This window comes from Burkholderia sp. 8Y (genome assembly GCF_902506145.1).
Classification (GTDB): domain Bacteria; phylum Pseudomonadota; class Gammaproteobacteria; order Burkholderiales; family Burkholderiaceae; genus Caballeronia.
This window is the reverse complement of record NZ_LR733520.1, coordinates 1,778,776-1,796,597: the sequence shown is the minus strand read 5'-3', so window position 1 is coordinate 1,796,597 and position 17,822 is coordinate 1,778,776. Positions and strand designations below refer to the sequence as shown.

The following is a 17,822-nucleotide window of genomic DNA, read 5'->3' as shown; positions in this document are numbered from 1 at the left end:
CCTCCAGCCGGTCGGACAACTAAACAAGCGTCAATCATAGCGCGCGGCGAGTGCAGCTAAGCCGACTCCACGCGCCGTTGCTCCGGCCGGCGGGCGCTGTGTCTGGCGCGTTCAAAGTGCCGCCGGACAAGGCGCAGACGGCGATCAGTGCCGCTGATCCGCTGCGGGACTCACGCCCTGCGACAGCTCCTTTGCGACAAAAAGTTGCGCAACGTCGACCGGATCGAACTCGTAGCGTTGATTGCAGAACTCGCAGTGCACTTCGACGCTGCCGCGTTCCTTGATCACGCTGTCCACCTCTTCGCGCCCGAGCATCTTCAGCATGCCGCCGACCTTCTCGCGCGAGCAGGTGCACTGAAAGCGCGCCGGCGCGGGTTCGAAGTGCTGCACGTTTTCCTGCCAGAAGAGGCGCCGGAACACCGTTTCCGGGTCTTCCTTCAACAATTCCTCATTCGACAGCGTGCTGCCGAGATGGCAGACGCGCTGCCACGTATCGGCGTCGTGTTCGCCCGGATGCGGGACGATGCCGCCATCGCCCGGCAGCTTCTGTAACAGCATGCCGACGGCGCGGTCGGTATCGGCGGCAAGCCACAGACGCGTGTCGAGCTGCTCGGAGTGATGCATGTACTGTTCCAGCACCTCGGCCATCGACGCGAGCGGGCCGTGCTCGCCGGACAGCGGCACGATGCCCTGATATGGCTGCTGGCCAGGCTTCTTGTCGGACGGATCGAGCGTGATGACGCAGCGGCCGTGACCGTTGCGATTGAGCAGGTCCGCGAGCGGCATGTCGTCGCCGAGCGTGCTTTCCGCGCCTTCCGCGAGCTTGGCCGTCGCGCGCAGCGTCAGGCTCGAACTGCACTGCACGACCAGCATCTTCACCGGACCGTCGCCGTAGATTTGCATGATGAGCGTGCCGTCGAACTTGAGGTTCGCGGAAAGCAGCGCGCACGCGGCCATCATTTCGCCGAGCACGTTGCGCACGGCCGGCGGGTACGCGCGGCGCGCGAGCACTTCCTGCCACGTATTGCGCAGCGAAACAATCTCGCCGCGCACCGGCGCCGCGTTGAACATGAATTTCTGCAACTGGTCGTTCACAACTCTTCCTTGGGTGTTGAGGCGGAACGTGCCGCTCTGCGTTGCGCGCAGAACCGCCGTTCAGCCGATGCGCACGAGCTGCGCCTTATAGTATTCGCGCCGGTCGGCGTAACTCGCCGTGGCGGCGCGCATGCGGGCGATGTCCGCTTCGCCGATTTCGCGCACCGCCTTCGCGGGCGCGCCGAGAATCAGCGTGTTGTCGGGAAAAACCTTGCCTTCGGTGACGATCGCGCCCGCGCCAACCAGACAGTTGCGGCCGATCACCGCGCCGTTCAAGACCACGGCCTGAATCCCGATCAGCGAGCCCTCGCCGATGGTGCAGCCGTGCAGCATCGCCTGATGGCCGACGGTCACGTTTGCCGCGATCGTCAGCGGAAAGCCGGGGTCGGCGTGCAGCACCGCGCCCTCCTGCACGTTGCTGCCGTGGCCGACGACGATCGGCTCGTTGTCGCCGCGCAGCGCCGCGCCGAACCACACGCTCGCGTTTTCTTCGAGCGTCACCTGGCCGATGATGGTCGCGGTGTCCGCGAGAAACACGCTTTCATGGATGGTAGGGGCGTCGTCGCCGAGTTTGTAGATCGCCACGGTGTCTCCTCTGGCTTGCGTCTTGGATGATGGATGCCGGCCGCGCGGCGCTACAATGCGCGCCTTGGCTTCGGGCCTAACCGGCGCGCTTGTTGCGCGCGGTGCTTTGCCCGTCGGATCATCATTTTAGCCGTTTGCGGCATTTCGCCTCCGGGCTCCGATTTCCATTAGCCGTTGTCATGCCGAATCTCTCGCCGCCTGCCGCTCTCCCTTCCGATGCCGACGCATCCTGCGCGCGCCGCGCGGCGCTCGCGATTCTGCGCGAATGCGAGCCTGTCGCGAAGGCAGACCGGGCGCGCGCGCTGTACGGAAGCGTGGGCGCGGGCGCATCGGCGGTCGATCCGGCGCTCGTGCTTGCCGAACCCGGCGATCTGCCGGGACGCCCGGCGCGCCCGGAACTCGTCGAGCCGTCGTCGCTGAAGCGCCGAGGCATGCAGTCCGAAGCGGGACGCGCCGTGCTGCTGCACGCGCTCGCGCACATCGAATTCAACGCGATCAACCTCGCGCTCGACGCCGTATGGCGTTTTCCGTCGATGCCGGCGGATTTCTACGTCGACTGGCTGAAGGTGGCCGCCGAAGAAGCGCATCACTTCTCGTTGCTGCGGACGCGTCTCGCCGAATTCGGCCACGTCTACGGCGACTTCCCCGCGCACGACGGCCTCTGGGAGATGGCCGAGCGCACGCGCGGCGACGCGCTCGCGCGCATGGCGCTCGTGCCGCGCACGCTCGAAGCGCGCGGGCTCGACGCCTCGCCGCCCATTCGCAAGCGGCTCGCGCAGGCGGGCGATCACGCGTCGGCGGCGATCCTCGACGTGATCCTGCGCGACGAAATCGGACACGTATTGATCGGCAATCGCTGGTTCCGCTTCCTGTGCGACCGCGCTTCGCTCGATCCGCACGTCACGTACGAACGGCTCGCCGGGCAATATCACGCGCCGAAGCTGCGCGGCCCGTTCAATTTCGAAGCGCGCCGCGACGCCGGTTTCGACGAGGTCGAACTTCGCGCGCTGGCGGGACTGGACGGTTCGGCGTAGCTGCGCGTCGCGAAAAACGCATCGCCGCTATACTGAACGGTCATTCTTTTTGACATGATTTCCCGAGGCGGACCATGAAAGAATCGCGCTCCGAGTTCGTCGATGCACGCGGCGTACGCCTGCACGTGCGCCGCTGGGGTTCGCCCGACGCGCCCATGCTCTTCATGCTGCACGGCTGGATGGACGTGGCGGCGTCCTTCCAGTTCGTGGTCGATGCGCTCGCGGGCGACTGGCAGGTGCTCGCGCCCGATGCGCGCGGCTTCGGCCTGTCGGACTGGCCGGTCGCGCGAAACGGCGGCGGGCACTATTACTTTCCCGATTACCTCGCCGACCTCGACGCGCTCCTCGACCATTACGCGCCGACGGGACAGGTGAATCTCGTCGGGCACAGCATGGGCGCGAACGTCGCGCTGCTCTATGCGGGCGTGCGGCCGGCGCGGGTGCGGCGCGTGGTCGATCTCGAAGGCTTCGGACTTCCGGCGACGCGGCCGTCGCAAGCGCCCCAGGCGCTCACGCGATGGCTCGACGATCTGCGCGCGCCGCCGCCGCTGCGCAGCTACGCCACGCTCGACGATGTCGCCGACCGGCTGATCCGCACGAATCCGCGTCTCGCGCGCTCGCGGGCGAGGTTTCTCGCGCAGCACTGGGCGCGGCAGGAGGCCGACGGCGCGTTTCATCTGCTCGCCGACCCGGCACACAAGCTGCGTAGCCCTACGTTGTATCGGCTCGACGAAGTGATGGCCGTGTGGTCTCGCGTGCAGGCGAACGTGCTGCACGTGGAGGCTGAGGCGTCCGAGACACTCACGGCCTTCGCGGGTTCGATGCCGGTCGCCAAATTCAAGACGCGCTTCGCCGCCTTTGCCGACTGGCGCGAGGAGATGGTCGGCGATGCCGGGCACATGATTCACCACGATCAGCCCGAGCGCATCGCCGCGCTGATCGAGTCGTTCTGCGCGTGAAACGCGAGGCGGGCGCGGGCGGCATCGCGGTAATCGAGGCAAGCGTTGTTGCGTGCCGTTCAAGTAAAATGACAATCCATGAAGCCCGCCCTTAACGCCGATCTGCACTGCCATTCCACCGTTTCCGACGGCCAGCTTTCGCCCGCCGAGGTCGCGGCGCGTGCGCACGCGCGCGGCGTCGAACTGTGGTCGCTGACCGACCACGATCAGCTCGGCGGACAGCGTGAGGCGCGCGCAGCCGCCGAGGCGCTCGGCATGCGCTATCTGCCGGGCGTCGAGATTTCGGTGACGTGGGCGTCGCGCACGGTGCACGTGGTCGGCATGAACGTCGATCCGGAGAATCAGGCGCTGCTCGACGGCCTCGCGTCGACGCGCAACGGGCGCGCCGCGCGGGGCGTGGCCATCGGCGAGGCGCTCGCGGCGGTCGGCATCCCGAACGCCTATGAAGGCGCGCTGCGCTACACCGATGACCCGGACATGATCTCGCGCACGCACTTCGCGCGTTTTCTCGTGGACGAAGGCTACGCCGAGACGACTTCCGACGTGTTCGCGCGCTATCTCGGCGACGGCAAACCCGGCTATGTCGGACACCGCTGGGCGAAACTCGCCGATGCCGTGCAGTGGATTCGCCAGGCGGGTGGCGAGCCGATCATCGCGCATCCGGGCCGCTACGATTACACGCCGGTCGAATTCGCCGCGCTCTTCGACGAGTTCATCCAGCTCGGCGGCAAGGCCATCGAAGTCGTGACCGGCAGTCATACGCCCGACCAGTACCGCGAGTACGCTGAGCTCGCGCGCCGCTACGGTTTCGAGGCGTCGCGCGGTTCGGACTTTCACGGGCCGGGGGAAGGGCGCGTCGATCTGGGCCGGCTTCCGCCGCTGCCCGAGGACCTCACGCCCGTCTGGGCGCGCTGGCTGTAGCGCCTTCCGGGCGCCCGCTGCGCACGCGCACGGTCCTTGCCTGACTGCATCTCTCGCGCGCACCATGCGGCAGAAGCGCGGCGCTCGCGCACTCACGCGCGCAGCGACGGCGTCGGCGGGCAAGAACGAAACAACAAGGCGTCCCCATGTCCCAATTCTTTCGTATTCATCCGGATAATCCGCAGCCGCGCCTGATCAACCAGGCCGTGCAGATCATCAAGGACGGCGGCATCGTTGCGCTGCCGACCGATTCCAGCTACGCGCTCGCCTGCCATCTGGACGACAAGACCGCCGTCGAGCGGCTGCGGCGCATTCGGGGCATCGACGACAAGCAGTTGCTGTCGCTGCTCGTGCGGGATCTGTCGGAGCTTGCCAATTTCGCGATGGTCGACAACCGGCAGTATCGGCTGATCAAATCGGTCACGCCGGGGCCGTACGTGTTCGTGCTGCAGGCGACGAAGGAAGTGCCGCGCCGGTTGTCGCATCCGTCGCGCAAGACGATCGGGCTGCGCGTGCCCGATCACGAGATCACGCTCGCGCTGCTCGGGGCGCTCGGCGAGCCGCTGCTCGCGTCCACGCTGATCCTGCCCGGCGAGGACGAGCCCATCAACGACGCGGAGGAAATCCGCGAGCGGCTCGAAAAGCAGATCGAACTCGTGATCGATGCCGGCGCGTGCCCGGCGGAGCCTTCCACGGTGATCGACCTGACGGGCGGCGAGCCGGTGCTGGTGCGCGCGGGCCGGGGCAGTCTGGAGCCGTTCGGCCTGACGGCGTGAGGGCCGGCGCTTTGCGTCCTGCATTTCGCATGAGAACCGCCGCGCGCACGCCTCGACGCGCCTGATGACGCGTGCCCGCTTGATACAATAGCGCCCTATGGATCCTTCCCTGATACAAACCATCGCGGTCTACGCGCTTCCGGTGATCTTCGCGATCACGCTGCACGAGGCCGCGCATGGCTATGCCGCGCGTCTGCTCGGCGACAACACGGCCTACGTGCTCGGCCGCGTGTCCATGAACCCGATGCGCCACATCGACCCGATCGGGACCATCGTCATTCCGATCGTGCTGTACTTCGTGACGAGCGGCGCGTTCATGTTCGGCTACGCGAAGCCGGTTCCTGTCGCGTTCGGCAATCTGCGCAATCCGCGCTGGGGCGGCCTGTGGGTCGCGGCGGCGGGTCCGGGCAGCAACTTCGTGCAGGCGCTCCTGTGGGGCGTGCTCGCCGTGCTGCTCGCCGCGTTTCACGTCGACGAACCGTTCTTCACGCGGATGGCGGCGGCGGGCGTCGGCGTGAATCTGGTGTTCGGCGTGCTCAATCTGTTCCCGCTGCTGCCGCTCGACGGCGGGCGCATTCTGTCGGCGCTGTTGCCGGTGCGCGCGTCGCTTGCCTTTCAGAAGATCGAGCCTTACGGCTTCTGGATCGTGATGGCGCTCATCATGACGAACGCGCTGACGCGCTTCTGGCTCGGCCCGCTCGTCAACGTGGGCTACGCGGCGGTGTCGGCCATACTGAATCCCTTCGCTTCACTCTTTCCCTAAGATCATGTTCCCTGACCGTATCTTCTCCGGCATGCGGCCCACCGGGTCGCTGCACCTCGGCCACTATCACGGCGTGCTGAAAAACTGGGTGCGGCTGCAATCCGAGTATCCGTGCTTCTTCGCGGTGGTGGACTGGCACGCGCTCACCACGCACTACGAGACGCCCGAGGTCATCGAGAAAAACGTGTGGGAAGTGCTGATCGACTGGCTCGCATCGGGTATCGATCCCTCGCAGGCCACGCTGTTCATCCAGAGCCGGGTGCCGGAGCACGCGGAACTGTCGCTGTTGCTCGGCATGGGCACGCCGCTCGGCTGGCTCGAACGCGTGCCGACCTACAAGGAGCAGATCGAGAAGCTGAAGGAGAAGGATCTGTCCACGTACGGCTTTCTCGGCTATCCCGTGCTGATGGCGGCGGACATTCTGCTGTATCGCGCGTCGCTCGTGCCGGTCGGCGAGGACCAGGTGCCGCACGTCGAGATGACGCGCGAAATCGCGCGCCGCTTCAACTATCTCTACGGCAAGGAGCCGGATTTCGAGGAAAAGGCGCTCGAAGCCGCGAAGAAGCTCGGCGGCAAGCGCGCGAAGCTGTATCACGAACTGCGCGTCGCCTATCAGCAGGAAGGCGACGACGAGGCGCTCGAGCAAGCCCGCGCGATGCTGCAGGAATCGCAAAGCCTGTCGATGAGCGACCGCGAACGTCTGTTCGGCTATCTCGAAGGCGCGCGCAAGCTGATTCTCGTCGAGCCGCAAGTGCTGCTCACCGAGGCGTCGCGCATGCCGGGTCTGGACGGCCAGAAGATGTCGAAGTCCTACGGCAACACCATCGGCTTGCGCGAAGACGCCGAGACCATCACGAAAAAAGTCCGCACCATGCCCACGGACCCGGCCCGCGTGCGCCGCACCGATCCGGGCGATCCTGACAAGTGCCCCGTGTGGCAACTGCATCAGGTCTACACCGACGAAGCGACGCACCAGTGGGTGCAGCAGGGCTGCCGCAGCGCGGGCATCGGTTGTCTCGACTGCAAGCAGCCGGTGATCGAAGGCATCTTGCGCGAGCAGCAGCCGATGCTCGAACGCGCGCAAAAGTACATGGACGATCCGTCGCTCTTGCGCGCGATCGTCGCCGACGGCTGCGACAAGGCGCGCAAGTTCGCGACCGAAACCATGCGCGACGTGCGCGAAGCCATGGGTCTCTCGTACAACTGATGGACGCCGGCACGCCGAGCGGTTGGGTCACCCGCTGGGCGCATCTCGTTGCGCCCGGCGCGGACGTGCTCGATGTCGCATCGGGCGGCGGCCGCCACGCGCGCTGGTTCGCCGGGCGCGGTCATGCGGTGCTCGCCGTCGATCGGGATGCTGAGGCGCTTGCGTCCCTCTCCGCGTGCGATGGCATCGCGACGCTCGCCGCCGATCTCGAAGGCGCGCCGTGGCCGCTTCCATCCGGTCGCCGGTTCGGCGCGGTGGTCGTCACGAACTATCTGCATCGCCCGCTTTTCGGGCATCTGATCGATTCGCTCGCGCCCGGCGGCGTGCTCATTTACGAGACGTTCGCGGCCGGGAACGAGCGCATCGGCAAGCCGTCGAATCCCGCGTTTCTGTTGACGCCCGGCGAGTTGCTCGAAGCGGTGCGCGGACGGCTTCGCGTGGTCGCCTATGAAGACGGTTTTGTCGAACGCCCGCGTGCTGCCTGCGTGCAGCGAGTCTGCGCGGTCCGTGAGGTGCAGGCAGCGAATGCGACGCAGCCCGACGCAGCCGAACCGCTCACGATTGGTAACACGCCTGCGGGTTCGCCTCGTTACGATTTGGCGGGCTAATCCGCTACAATCGCGTAATATCGCTTTTTGCGATTAAATTCACGATTAAATTCATAGAGTTTCATGACTAACGGAACTAACGGCGGAATGAACGGCGGATCGAACGGCGGAACCGGCGGCCTCCGGATTCGCGGCAGCATCCCGGCCATCGTCACACCGATGCACGAGGACGGTAGTCTGGATCTGCCAGCGTTTCGTAAGCTGATCGACTGGCACGTCGAACAGGGCTCGAACGGACTCGTGGTCGTGGGAACGAGCGGCGAGTCGGCCACGTTGTCGGTCGAAGAGCATGTGCTGATGGTGCAGACGGCGGTCGAGCACGCGGCCAGGCGGTTCCCGATCATCGCGGGCGCGGGCGGCAATTCGACGGCGGAAGCCATCGAACTCTCGAAGCAGGCGAAGAAAGTCGGCGCGGACGCCACGCTGCAAGTCGTGCCGTACTACAACAAGCCGACGCAAGAAGGCATGGTTCGCCACTTCCGCGCCATCGCGGAAGCCGTCGATCTTCCCGTGATTCTCTACAACGTGCCGGGCCGCACCGTTGCGGACATGAGCAACGAGACGATCCTGCGGCTGGCCGAGGTGCCGGGCATCATCGGCGTGAAGGAAGCCACCGGCAACATCGATCGCGCCGCGCATCTCATCAAGCACGCGCCGGCCGATTTCGCCATTTTCAGCGGCGACGATCCCACGGCCATCGCGCTGATGCTGCTGGGCGGTCACGGCAACATCTCGGTGACGGCGAACGTCGCGCCCAAGCAGATGAGCGAGTTGTGCCGCGCCGCGCTCGCAGGCGACGCGATCACCGCGCGCCGCATCCATCTGAGCCTTTTGGAACTGCACAAGCAACTGTTCTGCGAATCCAACCCGATTCCGGCGAAATGGGCGCTGCAGGCGCTCGGCCGCATGGAAGGCGGCATCCGCCTGCCGCTCACGCCGCTCGACGCGCGCTTTCACGACATCGTGCGTGGCGCGTTGCGCGACGCCGGGCTTCTCTCTTGACCTAGGCGCGGCGGCGCACTCGCGATATCGACGACACATCGAACTCGGCGGCGCCGCTCTACGTGATCGAAGCGATCGCGACCCGTCATCAACCGCCGCTCATCGGCCTCGCCAGCCCGCGTTTCGCACGCGGGACCGACGCGAGGCCATGCGTTATCAGCACGTCATCTGCAGCAAAGAAGGACCTCATGAAACATTCCACTCTTCTTACCCAAGCCAAACGCCTGAGCGTGCTGTCGCTTTCCGCCGGCGTCGTCTTCGCGCTTGCGGGTTGCGACACGCTGAACGACTGGCTCGCGCCCGATCGCGTGAACTACAAGGCCGCTGAAACCGCGCCGTCGCTGACCGTTCCGTCCGATCTCAGCACGGCCGACATCAGCCAGCGTTACGCGGCGCCGCCGCCGGTCAACACGCTCGGCGGCACCGCGCAGCGCAACGCCACGCCCGCGGGCAACCTGACGCTCGGCGTGCCGAACGCGCAAGATCCGTACGGGATGCACGTCGAGAGCGACGGCGACCGCCGCTGGCTCGTCGTCGATGGCCGTTCGCCCGATCAGGTCTGGCCGCAGTTGCGCGAGTTCTGGACCGAAAACGGCTTCACGCTGAAGACGGACTCGGCGCAGACCGGCATCATGGCGACCGACTGGGCCGAAAATCGCGCGAACATTCCGAGCGACTGGTTCCGCAACAGCGTCGGCAAGCTGCTCGATTTCGCGTATTCGTCGGGCACGCGCGACATGTTCCGCACGCAGGTGGATCGCGCGTCGGACGGCTCCACGGACATCTCCGTCACGCATAGCGCGATGGAGGAAGTGCTGACGGGTCAGGACAAGACGTCGTCGCGCTGGGAGACGCGTCCGCGCAATCCGGCGCTCGAAGCCGCGTTCCTCGCGAAGATCATGCAGAAGTTCGGCCTGACCGAGGATCAATCGAAGCAACTGATTGCTCAGGCGCGTCCCGCCGGCGCGAAGGTTGCCGTTGAGCAGACGGCAGGCACGTCGACGCTCGATCTCGCCGAGCCGTTCGATCGCGCATGGCTGCGCGTCGGCCTCGCGCTCGATCGCACGAACTTCACGGTCGACAATCGCGACCGCGAGAAGGGCATCTACTACGTGCACTATTCGGATTCGATGGCTGAACTGAAGAAGGAAGGTCTCTTCGGCAAGCTCTTCTCGAGCAATTCGCCGAAGCCCACGCGCCAGTTCCTCGTGAACGTCCGTCCGAAGGCGGATGCGCTCACGCAGGTCGCCGTCGTGGATGCGAACGGCCAGCCGGACAACTCGACCGATGCGCAACGCATCGTGTCGCTGCTGCACGCGCAACTGAACTAGGCCCGGACGCCAAGCGATTGTGAGATTCGCCAGTCTGGGGAGCGGCAGCGAAGGCAACGCATTGCTCGTCGAGTCGACGAGCGGCGCGACTACCACGCGCGTGCTGCTCGATTGCGGTTTCTCGGCGAAGGAAGTGGAGCGCCGGCTCGTGCGGCTCGGATGTGCTTCGGCGCAACTCGATGCCATCGTCATCACGCACGAGCATACGGACCATATCGGCAGCGCGCTGACACTGGCGCGCAAGTGGTCCATTCCGCTTTACATGAGCTGGGGCACCGCGCGCGCGGTCGGCGCGGACGAGGCGAACGTCGATTTGCGTGTGCTTTGGGGCGACGAGAGCGTCGCGATCGGCGACGTCAGCGTGCTGCCCTATACCGTGCCTCACGATGCGCGTGAGCCGCTGCAATACGTGTTCTCGGATGGCGCGAGCCGTCTCGGTGTCCTGACCGACGTGGGCGTGGCGACGCCGCATATCACGAGCGTTCTGAGCGGCTGTGACGCGCTCGTGCTCGAATCCAATCACGATGTCGCGATGCTTGCCGCGAGCCGCTATCCGGCGTCGCTGAAGGCGCGTATCGGCGGGACGCACGGACACCTGAATAACGATGCCGCCGCAGCAATCCTGGCGTCGCTCGATCGTTCGAAACTGCGGCATCTCGTCGCCGCGCATCTGAGTCAGCAAAACAATCTGCCGCATCTTGCGCAGGCTGCGCTGTCAGGGGTGCTGGGCGCCTCGGCGGGCGATGTCGTGGTTGCATCGCAAGCGGACGGCTTCGACTGGCTCGCGCTTTAAGAAGCGAACCTGCGAGCATCAACAAAAAAACCGGCGTAAGCCGGTTTTTTTGTATGGGCCGCGTCAAGCGGCCCTGCCAGACGCGATGCGCTGGCGTAAAGCCTGTTGGCCTTACTGGCTTGCGCCCGAAGCCGGAGCAGCCGACGAAGCAGCAGCGTCCGAAGCAGCGCCAGCTGCCGAAGCTGCGTCGCTTGCAGCGGCCGATGCGCTCGATGCAGCAGCGTTTGCGTCCGAAGCGGCAGCAGCCGGAGCCGAAGCAGCCGACGAATCGCTTGCAGCGCTCGGAGCAGCCGTATCGCTAGACTTGTTGCATGCAGCCAGGGCAACAGCAGCCAACAGGGATGCTACGAGGAGGGATTTCTTCATGATCACGTCCTTTTATGGTTAAAGGTAAGCAACAGCGCAAAGTACCGGTAATGTGTGCTCCAACACCGACCTGGGCCGCTTTGGAGCCTCACAATTGTTTTTGTGTGAGACCTACACGGCTTGGCCGGAAATTATAGGCACTTTCGTAACGACCGTCGATAAATGCGGGGACGGTACGTTGTCTTTCTCATACAAACTTTTTATTGCGGAACAGCAAAACCAAGGGCCTTCGATGAATACGCCGGGCGCTTTCGCGCCAAGCGTTTCAGGCCGGCGGGTCCGTCTGAATCCAGCCCGCACGATACCACTCGTGCAGCAGGGATGTCATTGCCGAATCGTCTGTAAGTGTTACAAAGCGTTTCGCTTCCAGACGCCTTGTGTCGGCCAGCTCAGGCAGCCACTTTTTCGCCTTTGCCGACAACGCGGCAGCTTCGCCATTAACGAAATACGAGTGCGTGTTGTAGAGCAAATTCGTCTTTCTATCTAGTGCGATCCCCGTCTTTTTCGCGCGCTCAACAAATTTTTGCTCATTAAGCGCGCGCACCGGCGGATCGAATACGACGTTGGCTTTCGGCTCGCTCAGATAACTCCCGAGAAACTCGGCGACATCCTTTTCATTCCAGGTGAGCTTCGCAAGGATCGCGCCAACGCGCTCGACGAGAAGCGCGGGCAACTCGCCGGGCGTCGCGACCGGCGGCTGCGCCGGATCGCGGTAGCGGACATCGGATTTGCCGTCTGCCGCTTCGTCGCCGGTGCGCTCGGCGAGGTGATAAAGAAACTGGGCGGTGAGCTCCCGGGCCGACGGCGCGCGAAAGCCGATGGAGCACGTCATGCATTCGCCTTCGGCGATACCGTCGTGCGCGATATGCGGCGGCAGGTACAGCATGTCGCCCGGTTCGAGCACCCATTCTTCTTCCGGCTCGAAGTGCTGTAAAACTTTCAACGGCAGACCGGGTTTTAGCGATAGATCGCGCTGCGCGCCGATGCGCCAGCGACGCTTGCCGTGGACTTGCAGCAGGAACACGTCGTAAGAGTCGAAGTGCGGGCCGACGCCGCCGCCGTCCGTCGCGTAGGAAATCATGAGGTCGTCGAGACGCGCGTCCGGAATGAAGCGGAAGCGGTTCATCAGCGCGTGCGCGCGCTCGTCATGCAGATTGACGCCTTGCACGAGCAGCGTCCATTCGCGTTTCCTGACGGATGGCAGTTCGTCCGGCGCGAACGGGCCGTGCTCGAGATTCCACGTATTGCGAAAATGAGTGATCAGGCGCGATTCGACGTCGTCGAGATCGGCGAGTTCGAACAGATCGTCGCGGGGAACGGGCGCGGAAATGCCGGGGATCGCCTGACGGATCAAAAGCGGCTTTTTCTGCCAGTAACGCCGCATGAACTGTCGCGGCGTGCGGTTGCCCAACAACGGTGTGACTTCGTCGGGAAGCGGCGCGCCGGAGGGCTCGGAAAGGGTGGGAAGGGGCAAGGCTGTAACGTCTGAGGGCCGCTGGCGCATCGTATAATCGAGGCTTGTATCTTGGAGGATTCAATGAAAATTGCGAAAGACACCGTCGTTTCGGTCGCCTACAAGCTATCGGATGCGCAAGGCAATCTGATCGAGGAGAGCGACGAGCCGATGGTCTATCTGCACGGCGGCTATGATGGCACGTTCCCCAAGATCGAGGAAGCGTTGGACGGTCGCGAGCCCGGTTACGAAACGCTGGTCCAGCTCGAGCCGCAAGACGCATTCGGCGAGTACGACCCCGAGCTCGTCAAGATCGAAGAGCGCAGTCGTTTCCCGGAGCCGCTCGAAGTCGGCATGCAGTTCGAGGGCACGCCGGAGGACAGCGACGACGAGCTCGACGCGCTCATCTACACGGTCACGGATGTCGCGGAAGATAAAGTCGTGCTCGACGGCAACCATCCGCTCGCCGGCATGGCGTTGCGCTTCGCGCTGTCGGTGCAGGAAGTACGCACCGCGACCGAAGACGAGGTCAAGCATCAGCACGCGCACGGCGTAGATGGCCTGGAAGTGCTCGATGACGACGAAGACGACGAGCCGCGCACGGATTCCGGCCCGACGCTGCACTGAGCGGTCCGAGGCATCGAAAGCGTGTTCGCAAAGCGCAGCTTGGGCTGCGCTTTTTTTATTGCGCGTTGCCGGTGGCCGGCGCGCCCGGCGATGCGCCGTTCGGCACGCCCGACGCCGGCACCGGGAGAATGGGCGGCAACGCTTGCGGCGGCGTGAGAATGGGCGGCAAGCCCGATGCCGGCTGCATCAGCGAGGGCGGCGCCGGCAGCGACTCGGGCAGATCGTTGCGCGGCAGGGCAGGCGGCGTGGAAGCTGATGTCGAGGGAAACGGAGCCGAATAATCCGGATAGGAACCATAAGGCGCGCTCGACGGCGCGGCCTGCGCGGGTGTCTCCGCTTTCGGCTCGCTCGCACCGCGCTTGCGTGCATCCTGTAAGTCGCGTGTATCGCGTGTATCGCGTACTCGCAAGCGAAACGGTGGATGCCATCGCGCGTCGCTCGTTAGTTCGAGCCATTGCGATTGCGGCCGCTTGAGCGACAGCGCGACGCGCGTGAGATTCGTCACCGTGAGGCCCTTGTCATTGCGCAGCGGCTGGTCGATATGAAAGCCGTTCGGCTCGGACGCTTCGGTTTTATGAATCACGATCACCGGCCCGCGAAACGTCTCGGCCGCTTTCACGAGCGCGCGCTTCAACTCCAGAAATCCATCGCGCGGCTCGTTCGAGCGTGAGAAGCGAAGCCACGCGAAGCGGTCGCGCCGTTCGTAACGCGCGAAATCGGGATCGCCTTGAAGCAGAATGACGAGCGCGCGCATGCCCGCGCGCCGCGCCGATTCCGCCGCGTGATCCAGCCAGAACGTCGTCGCGACCGAGCGGTCCTCGAACTCGCCGTTGCGCCCGCCTGCCGTCGAATAGTGGTTGTTCGGACTCGGCGCGTTCAGGCCGATGAACGCGATGCCACCGGCCTGCCAGCGCACGTTGTCGCGAAACGGCCGAAAGCGCGCGACCTCGCTTTCGCGCGTGAGCGTGAGCGGATTCTGTCCGAGCGAATTGGCGTCCGCGAAGAAAAGCTGGCGCACGAAGTCGAGCCGTTCGACCGGATCGTAAGCGCCGCCATGTGTCGAACCGCAATCAGCCCAGTCGTGCTGCCCGAGCAAGAGCACGAGCGGCGTTCGCGACGCATCGAGCAGATCGCGGCGCGACTGATAGATGCTGTCGCGGCATGCTTCGCTCGCGCCTTTCACGTTGCCGTCGTAGACGATGAACCCGATGTTGCGATCACGCGCGATCGCATCGAGCATCTGACGCACGGGCGCTTCGTCGGCGGAGCGGGTGAGCGCGTCCGAGATGACCGCGAACGACACCGGATCGCCATTCTGCGCGTGTGCCTGAACCAACGCGCCTGTCAGCAGCGCCGTTAGGAGCGCGCGGTTGCAAGCCCGCGCCGCCGTGCTTAGAAGGCGCGGCGCGCCAGTGCCGTCGATGCGCTCAGTGCGACGCATCCGGCGCGCGATTCGCCAGTTCATGCAGTTCGTAGAGCAAATCGAGCGCGTCGCGCGGACGCAGTTCGTTCGGATCGAGCGCACGCAGCTTGTCGAGCACCGGATGGTCGGGCGCGGCCTGCGCGGCCGGTTTCTCATCGGCTTCGTCGTCGAAGGCATACGGCGGGCTCGCGAACAGATCGAACTGCGCAGTCGGCTGACCGATGGACTGCTGCTCCAGATGCACCAGATGCTTGCGCGCGGCGCGGATCACCGCCGCCGGCACGCCGGCGAGTTGCGCGACCTGAAGGCCGTAGCTTTGATTCGCCGGGCCTTCGTTGACCGAATGCAGGAACACGATGCCGTGATCGTGCTCGACCGCCGACAAGTGCACGTTCGCCGCCTGCGCGAACTCGGTGGGCAACTGCGTCAGTTCGAAGTAATGCGTCGCGAAGAGCGTATAGCAGTGGTTGTGCGACAGCAGATGCCGCGCGATGGCCCACGCGAGCGCAAGGCCGTCGAACGTGGATGTGCCGCGGCCGATTTCGTCCATGAGCACGAGGCTGGACGCGGTCGCATCGTTGAGAATGGCGGCGGCTTCCGTCATCTCGACCATGAACGTGGAGCGGCCGCCCGCGAGATCGTCCGCCGCGCCGATGCGCGTGAAGATGCGGTCCAGCGCGCCGAAGCGTGCGCGCCTCGCGGGCACGTAGCTGCCGACGTACGCCATCAACGCAATCAGCGCCGTCTGCCGCATGAACGTCGATTTACCGCCCATGTTCGGACCGGTAATGAGCAACAGCTTGCGGTCGACGCTCAGGCAACAATCGTTCGCAATGAACTGCTCGACCTGCGCCTCGACGACCGGGTGCCGTCCCTGATCGATATCGATGCCGGCATCCACGGCGAACTCCGGCGCGACCCAGTCGAGCGCGCGCGCCCGCTCGGCGAACGCGCCGAGCAAGTCCAGTTCGGCGAGCGCGCTTGCGACGCGCTGACAATCTTCGAGGAAGGGCAGCAGGTTTTGCAGAAGGGCATCGTAGAGCGCGCGTTCGCGGGCCAGCGCCCGTTCCTGCGCGGACAGCGCCTTGTCTTCGAACGCCTTCAGTTCCGGTGTGATGTACCGCTCGGCATTCTTCAGCGTCTGACGGCGACGGTAATCGTCCGGCACCTTATCGGTTTGGCCGCGCGTCACTTCGATATAAAAGCCATGCACCCGGTTGTACTCGACGCGCAGATTGCCGATGCCGGTACGCGTGCGCTCGCGAGCTTCGAGGTCGATCAGGAATTGATCGCAGTTCTCCGAAATATCGCGCAGTTCGTCGAGATCGGGATCGTAGCCGCGCGCGATCACGCCGCCGTCGCGGATGAGCGCCGCCGGTTCGGGCGCGATGGCGCTCGCGAGCAGCTCGAGGCATTCGCGCGGCGGTTCGAGCGCCGCGCCGATGCGCGCGAGCGCCGCCGGCTGCGCGGGCAGCGCGGCGACGAGCGTTTGCAGGTCGGGCAACGCGGCGAACGTGTCGCGCAGGCTCGACAGATCGCGCGGGCGAGCGGAGAGCAGCGCGAGCCGCCCCGTGATGCGTTCGATGTCCGATATCTTGCGCAGCGCGGTGCGCAATGCGTCGAGTCCGCTCCCCGCGGGGGCATCGAGCAGCGCGCCGATCGCATGTTGGCGAGCCTGCGCGACGGACGCATCGCGCGGCGGATGATGCAGCCAGTGACGCAAGAGGCGGCTGCCCATGCTCGTGCAGCATGTATCGAGCAGCGAGCAGAGCGTCGGCGATTCGGTGCCGCGCAGCGTTTCGGTCAGTTCGAGATTGCGGCGCGTCGCCGGATCGAGGCCGATGTACTCCGATTCATGTTCGACCTTCAGGCTGCGCACGTGGCGCAACTGCTGGCCTTGCGTGGCCGCGGCGTAAAGCAGGAGCGCGCCCGCCGCGCCGCACGCGCAGGTGAGCGTTTCACCGCCGAAGCCGTCGAGGCTTGCCACGTTGAGCTGCTCGCGAAGGCGCTGCGTGCCCGAGCCGACATCGAAGTGCCAGGCCGGCACGCGCGTCGGCGCGGCGAGGTTCGTGACGGCGAAGGTCGCCTGCATGTCGGCGACCGTATCGGCGATTAGCGTTTCCGACGGACGAATGCGCTCCAGCGCCGCCGCCACTTGCTCCGGCGCGACTTCCGCGAGCCGCAGCGCGCCGCTCGCCAGATTGAGCCACGCGAGGCCGACGCTCGTGACCACGCCGCGCCGGTTATGCGCGGGGCATAGCGCGAGCAGATAAACATCGCTTTTGTCGGAGAGCAGCGCGGCATCCGTGAGCGTGCCGGGCGTGACCACGCGCACGACCTTGCGCTCGACCGGTCCCTTCGACGTAGCCGGGTCGCCGATCTGTTCGCAAATGGCGACCGATTCGCCGAGCTTCACGAGCTTCGCGAGATATTGCTCGCACGCGTGATGCGGCACGCCGGCCATCCTGATCGGATTGCCGCCTGATGCGCCGCGTTGCGTGAGCGTGAGATCGAGCAGGCGCGCGGCTTTCTCGGCATCGTCGAAAAAAAGCTCGTAGAAATCGCCCATGCGATAGAAAACGAGCGTGCCGGGATGCTCGGCCTTGATGCGCAAGTACTGCTGCATCATCGGCGTATGCTGCGCGAAGTCCGCGGGGAGCGCGGCGGCGGCTGAAGCGGAAGGAGAGTCGGGAGTTGCCGTGTGATTGCCCATCTTGCGTGCGGTAAGAGCGACGGGCCGAACGCAACGTGCGTGCAGCCGCAAATCAGCCGCGAATCAGCCGATAGGGCAAGAGTTTAACCTGTCGTCGTTGGACGACGGAGGGGGCCGAAAGGCATAGGCCGCATGACGGAACGCTCAAAAGCAGGCGGGGCCGCCG

Annotated in this window: 17 protein-coding genes; 11 read left to right on the top strand and 6 right to left on the bottom strand. The window is 65.3% G+C overall.

Translation table 11 applies throughout. The annotated features are described in order from the left end of the window. Window positions 1–144: 144 nt before the first annotated feature. Window positions 145–1,095, bottom strand: coding sequence for an Hsp33 family molecular chaperone HslO (gene hslO / locus GV035_RS18955; RefSeq protein WP_159836523.1), 951 nt, complete (start codon window positions 1,093–1,095; stop codon window positions 145–147). Window positions 1,096–1,155: 60 nt separating this feature from the next. Beyond that, window positions 1,156–1,680 carry a gamma carbonic anhydrase family protein gene (locus GV035_RS18950; RefSeq protein WP_159836522.1) on the bottom strand — a complete coding sequence of 175 codons (525 nt, stop codon included), beginning with the start codon at window positions 1,678–1,680 and terminating at the stop codon, window positions 1,156–1,158. Window positions 1,681–1,859: 179 nt separating this feature from the next. Here GV035_RS18950 and GV035_RS18945 point away from each other — a divergent pair, with 179 nt between their 5' ends. From GV035_RS18945 to GV035_RS18900, 10 genes are all read left to right on the top strand, one after another. After that, a complete protein-coding gene (locus GV035_RS18945; RefSeq protein ID WP_159836521.1) occupies window positions 1,860–2,714 on the top strand; it encodes a ferritin-like domain-containing protein in 855 nt (284 codons plus the stop codon). 74 nt (window positions 2,715–2,788) lie between these two features. Then, a complete protein-coding gene (locus GV035_RS18940) occupies window positions 2,789–3,673 on the top strand; it encodes an alpha/beta fold hydrolase (RefSeq protein WP_159836520.1) in 885 nt (294 codons plus the stop codon). Window positions 3,674–3,751: 78 nt separating this feature from the next. Further along, entirely contained in the window at window positions 3,752–4,594 is an 843-nt protein-coding gene (locus GV035_RS18935) for a 3',5'-nucleoside bisphosphate phosphatase (RefSeq protein ID WP_159836519.1), read from the top strand. 146 nt (window positions 4,595–4,740) lie between these two features. Next, window positions 4,741–5,370 (top strand): L-threonylcarbamoyladenylate synthase, encoded by a 630-nt coding sequence (locus GV035_RS18930; RefSeq protein WP_159836518.1) that lies wholly within the window; start codon window positions 4,741–4,743, stop codon window positions 5,368–5,370. Between the two features lie 97 nt (window positions 5,371–5,467). Next, the gene (locus GV035_RS18925; RefSeq protein ID WP_159836517.1) at window positions 5,468–6,133 is read left to right on the top strand and encodes a site-2 protease family protein; all 666 of its coding nucleotides are present in this window, start codon (window positions 5,468–5,470) and stop codon (window positions 6,131–6,133) included. 4 nt (window positions 6,134–6,137) lie between these two features. After that, a complete protein-coding gene (locus GV035_RS18920; RefSeq protein WP_159836516.1) occupies window positions 6,138–7,340 on the top strand; it encodes a tryptophan--tRNA ligase in 1,203 nt (400 codons plus the stop codon). Beyond that, complete coding sequence (locus GV035_RS18915; protein ID WP_159836515.1) at window positions 7,340–7,948, top strand: class I SAM-dependent methyltransferase; 609 nt, start codon at window positions 7,340–7,342, stop codon at window positions 7,946–7,948. The genes GV035_RS18920 and GV035_RS18915 overlap by 1 nt, the downstream gene beginning before the upstream one ends. A gap of 63 nt (window positions 7,949–8,011) precedes the next feature. Further along, entirely contained in the window at window positions 8,012–8,950 is a 939-nt protein-coding gene (gene dapA, locus GV035_RS18910) for a 4-hydroxy-tetrahydrodipicolinate synthase (protein WP_159836514.1), read from the top strand. 188 nt (window positions 8,951–9,138) lie between these two features. Beyond that, window positions 9,139–10,281, top strand: a complete 1,143-nt coding sequence (gene bamC / locus GV035_RS18905) for an outer membrane protein assembly factor BamC (RefSeq protein WP_159836513.1) — start codon at window positions 9,139–9,141, stop codon at window positions 10,279–10,281. A 19-nt stretch (window positions 10,282–10,300) separates the two neighbouring features. Further along, window positions 10,301–11,074, top strand: a complete 774-nt coding sequence (locus GV035_RS18900) for an MBL fold metallo-hydrolase (protein WP_159836512.1) — start codon at window positions 10,301–10,303, stop codon at window positions 11,072–11,074. A gap of 111 nt (window positions 11,075–11,185) precedes the next feature. Here GV035_RS18900 and GV035_RS29515 read toward each other — a convergent pair whose 3' ends face one another. After that, on the bottom strand, window positions 11,186–11,440 hold the full coding sequence (locus GV035_RS29515; RefSeq protein WP_236572749.1) for a hypothetical protein: 255 nt from the start codon (window positions 11,438–11,440) through the stop codon (window positions 11,186–11,188). Window positions 11,441–11,705: 265 nt separating this feature from the next. Continuing rightward, window positions 11,706–12,944, bottom strand: a complete 1,239-nt coding sequence (locus GV035_RS18890) for a cupin domain-containing protein (RefSeq protein WP_159836510.1) — start codon at window positions 12,942–12,944, stop codon at window positions 11,706–11,708. A gap of 33 nt (window positions 12,945–12,977) precedes the next feature. Here GV035_RS18890 and GV035_RS18885 point away from each other — a divergent pair, with 33 nt between their 5' ends. Next, window positions 12,978–13,520: an FKBP-type peptidyl-prolyl cis-trans isomerase gene (locus tag GV035_RS18885; RefSeq protein ID WP_159836509.1), complete on the top strand. Its 543-nt coding sequence runs from the start codon at window positions 12,978–12,980 to the stop codon at window positions 13,518–13,520. A 55-nt stretch (window positions 13,521–13,575) separates the two neighbouring features. On the opposite strand, the gene GV035_RS18880 is transcribed toward GV035_RS18885, so the two are convergent. Both GV035_RS18880 and mutS read right to left on the bottom strand, forming a co-directional pair. Continuing rightward, window positions 13,576–14,985, bottom strand: a complete 1,410-nt coding sequence (locus tag GV035_RS18880) for a hypothetical protein (RefSeq protein WP_236572661.1) — start codon at window positions 14,983–14,985, stop codon at window positions 13,576–13,578. Continuing rightward, window positions 14,948–17,572, bottom strand: coding sequence for a DNA mismatch repair protein MutS (gene mutS, locus GV035_RS18875; protein ID WP_201304047.1), 2,625 nt, complete (start codon window positions 17,570–17,572; stop codon window positions 14,948–14,950). Before mutS ends, GV035_RS18880 begins: the two co-directional genes overlap by 38 nt. Window positions 17,573–17,822 lie beyond the last annotated feature (250 nt).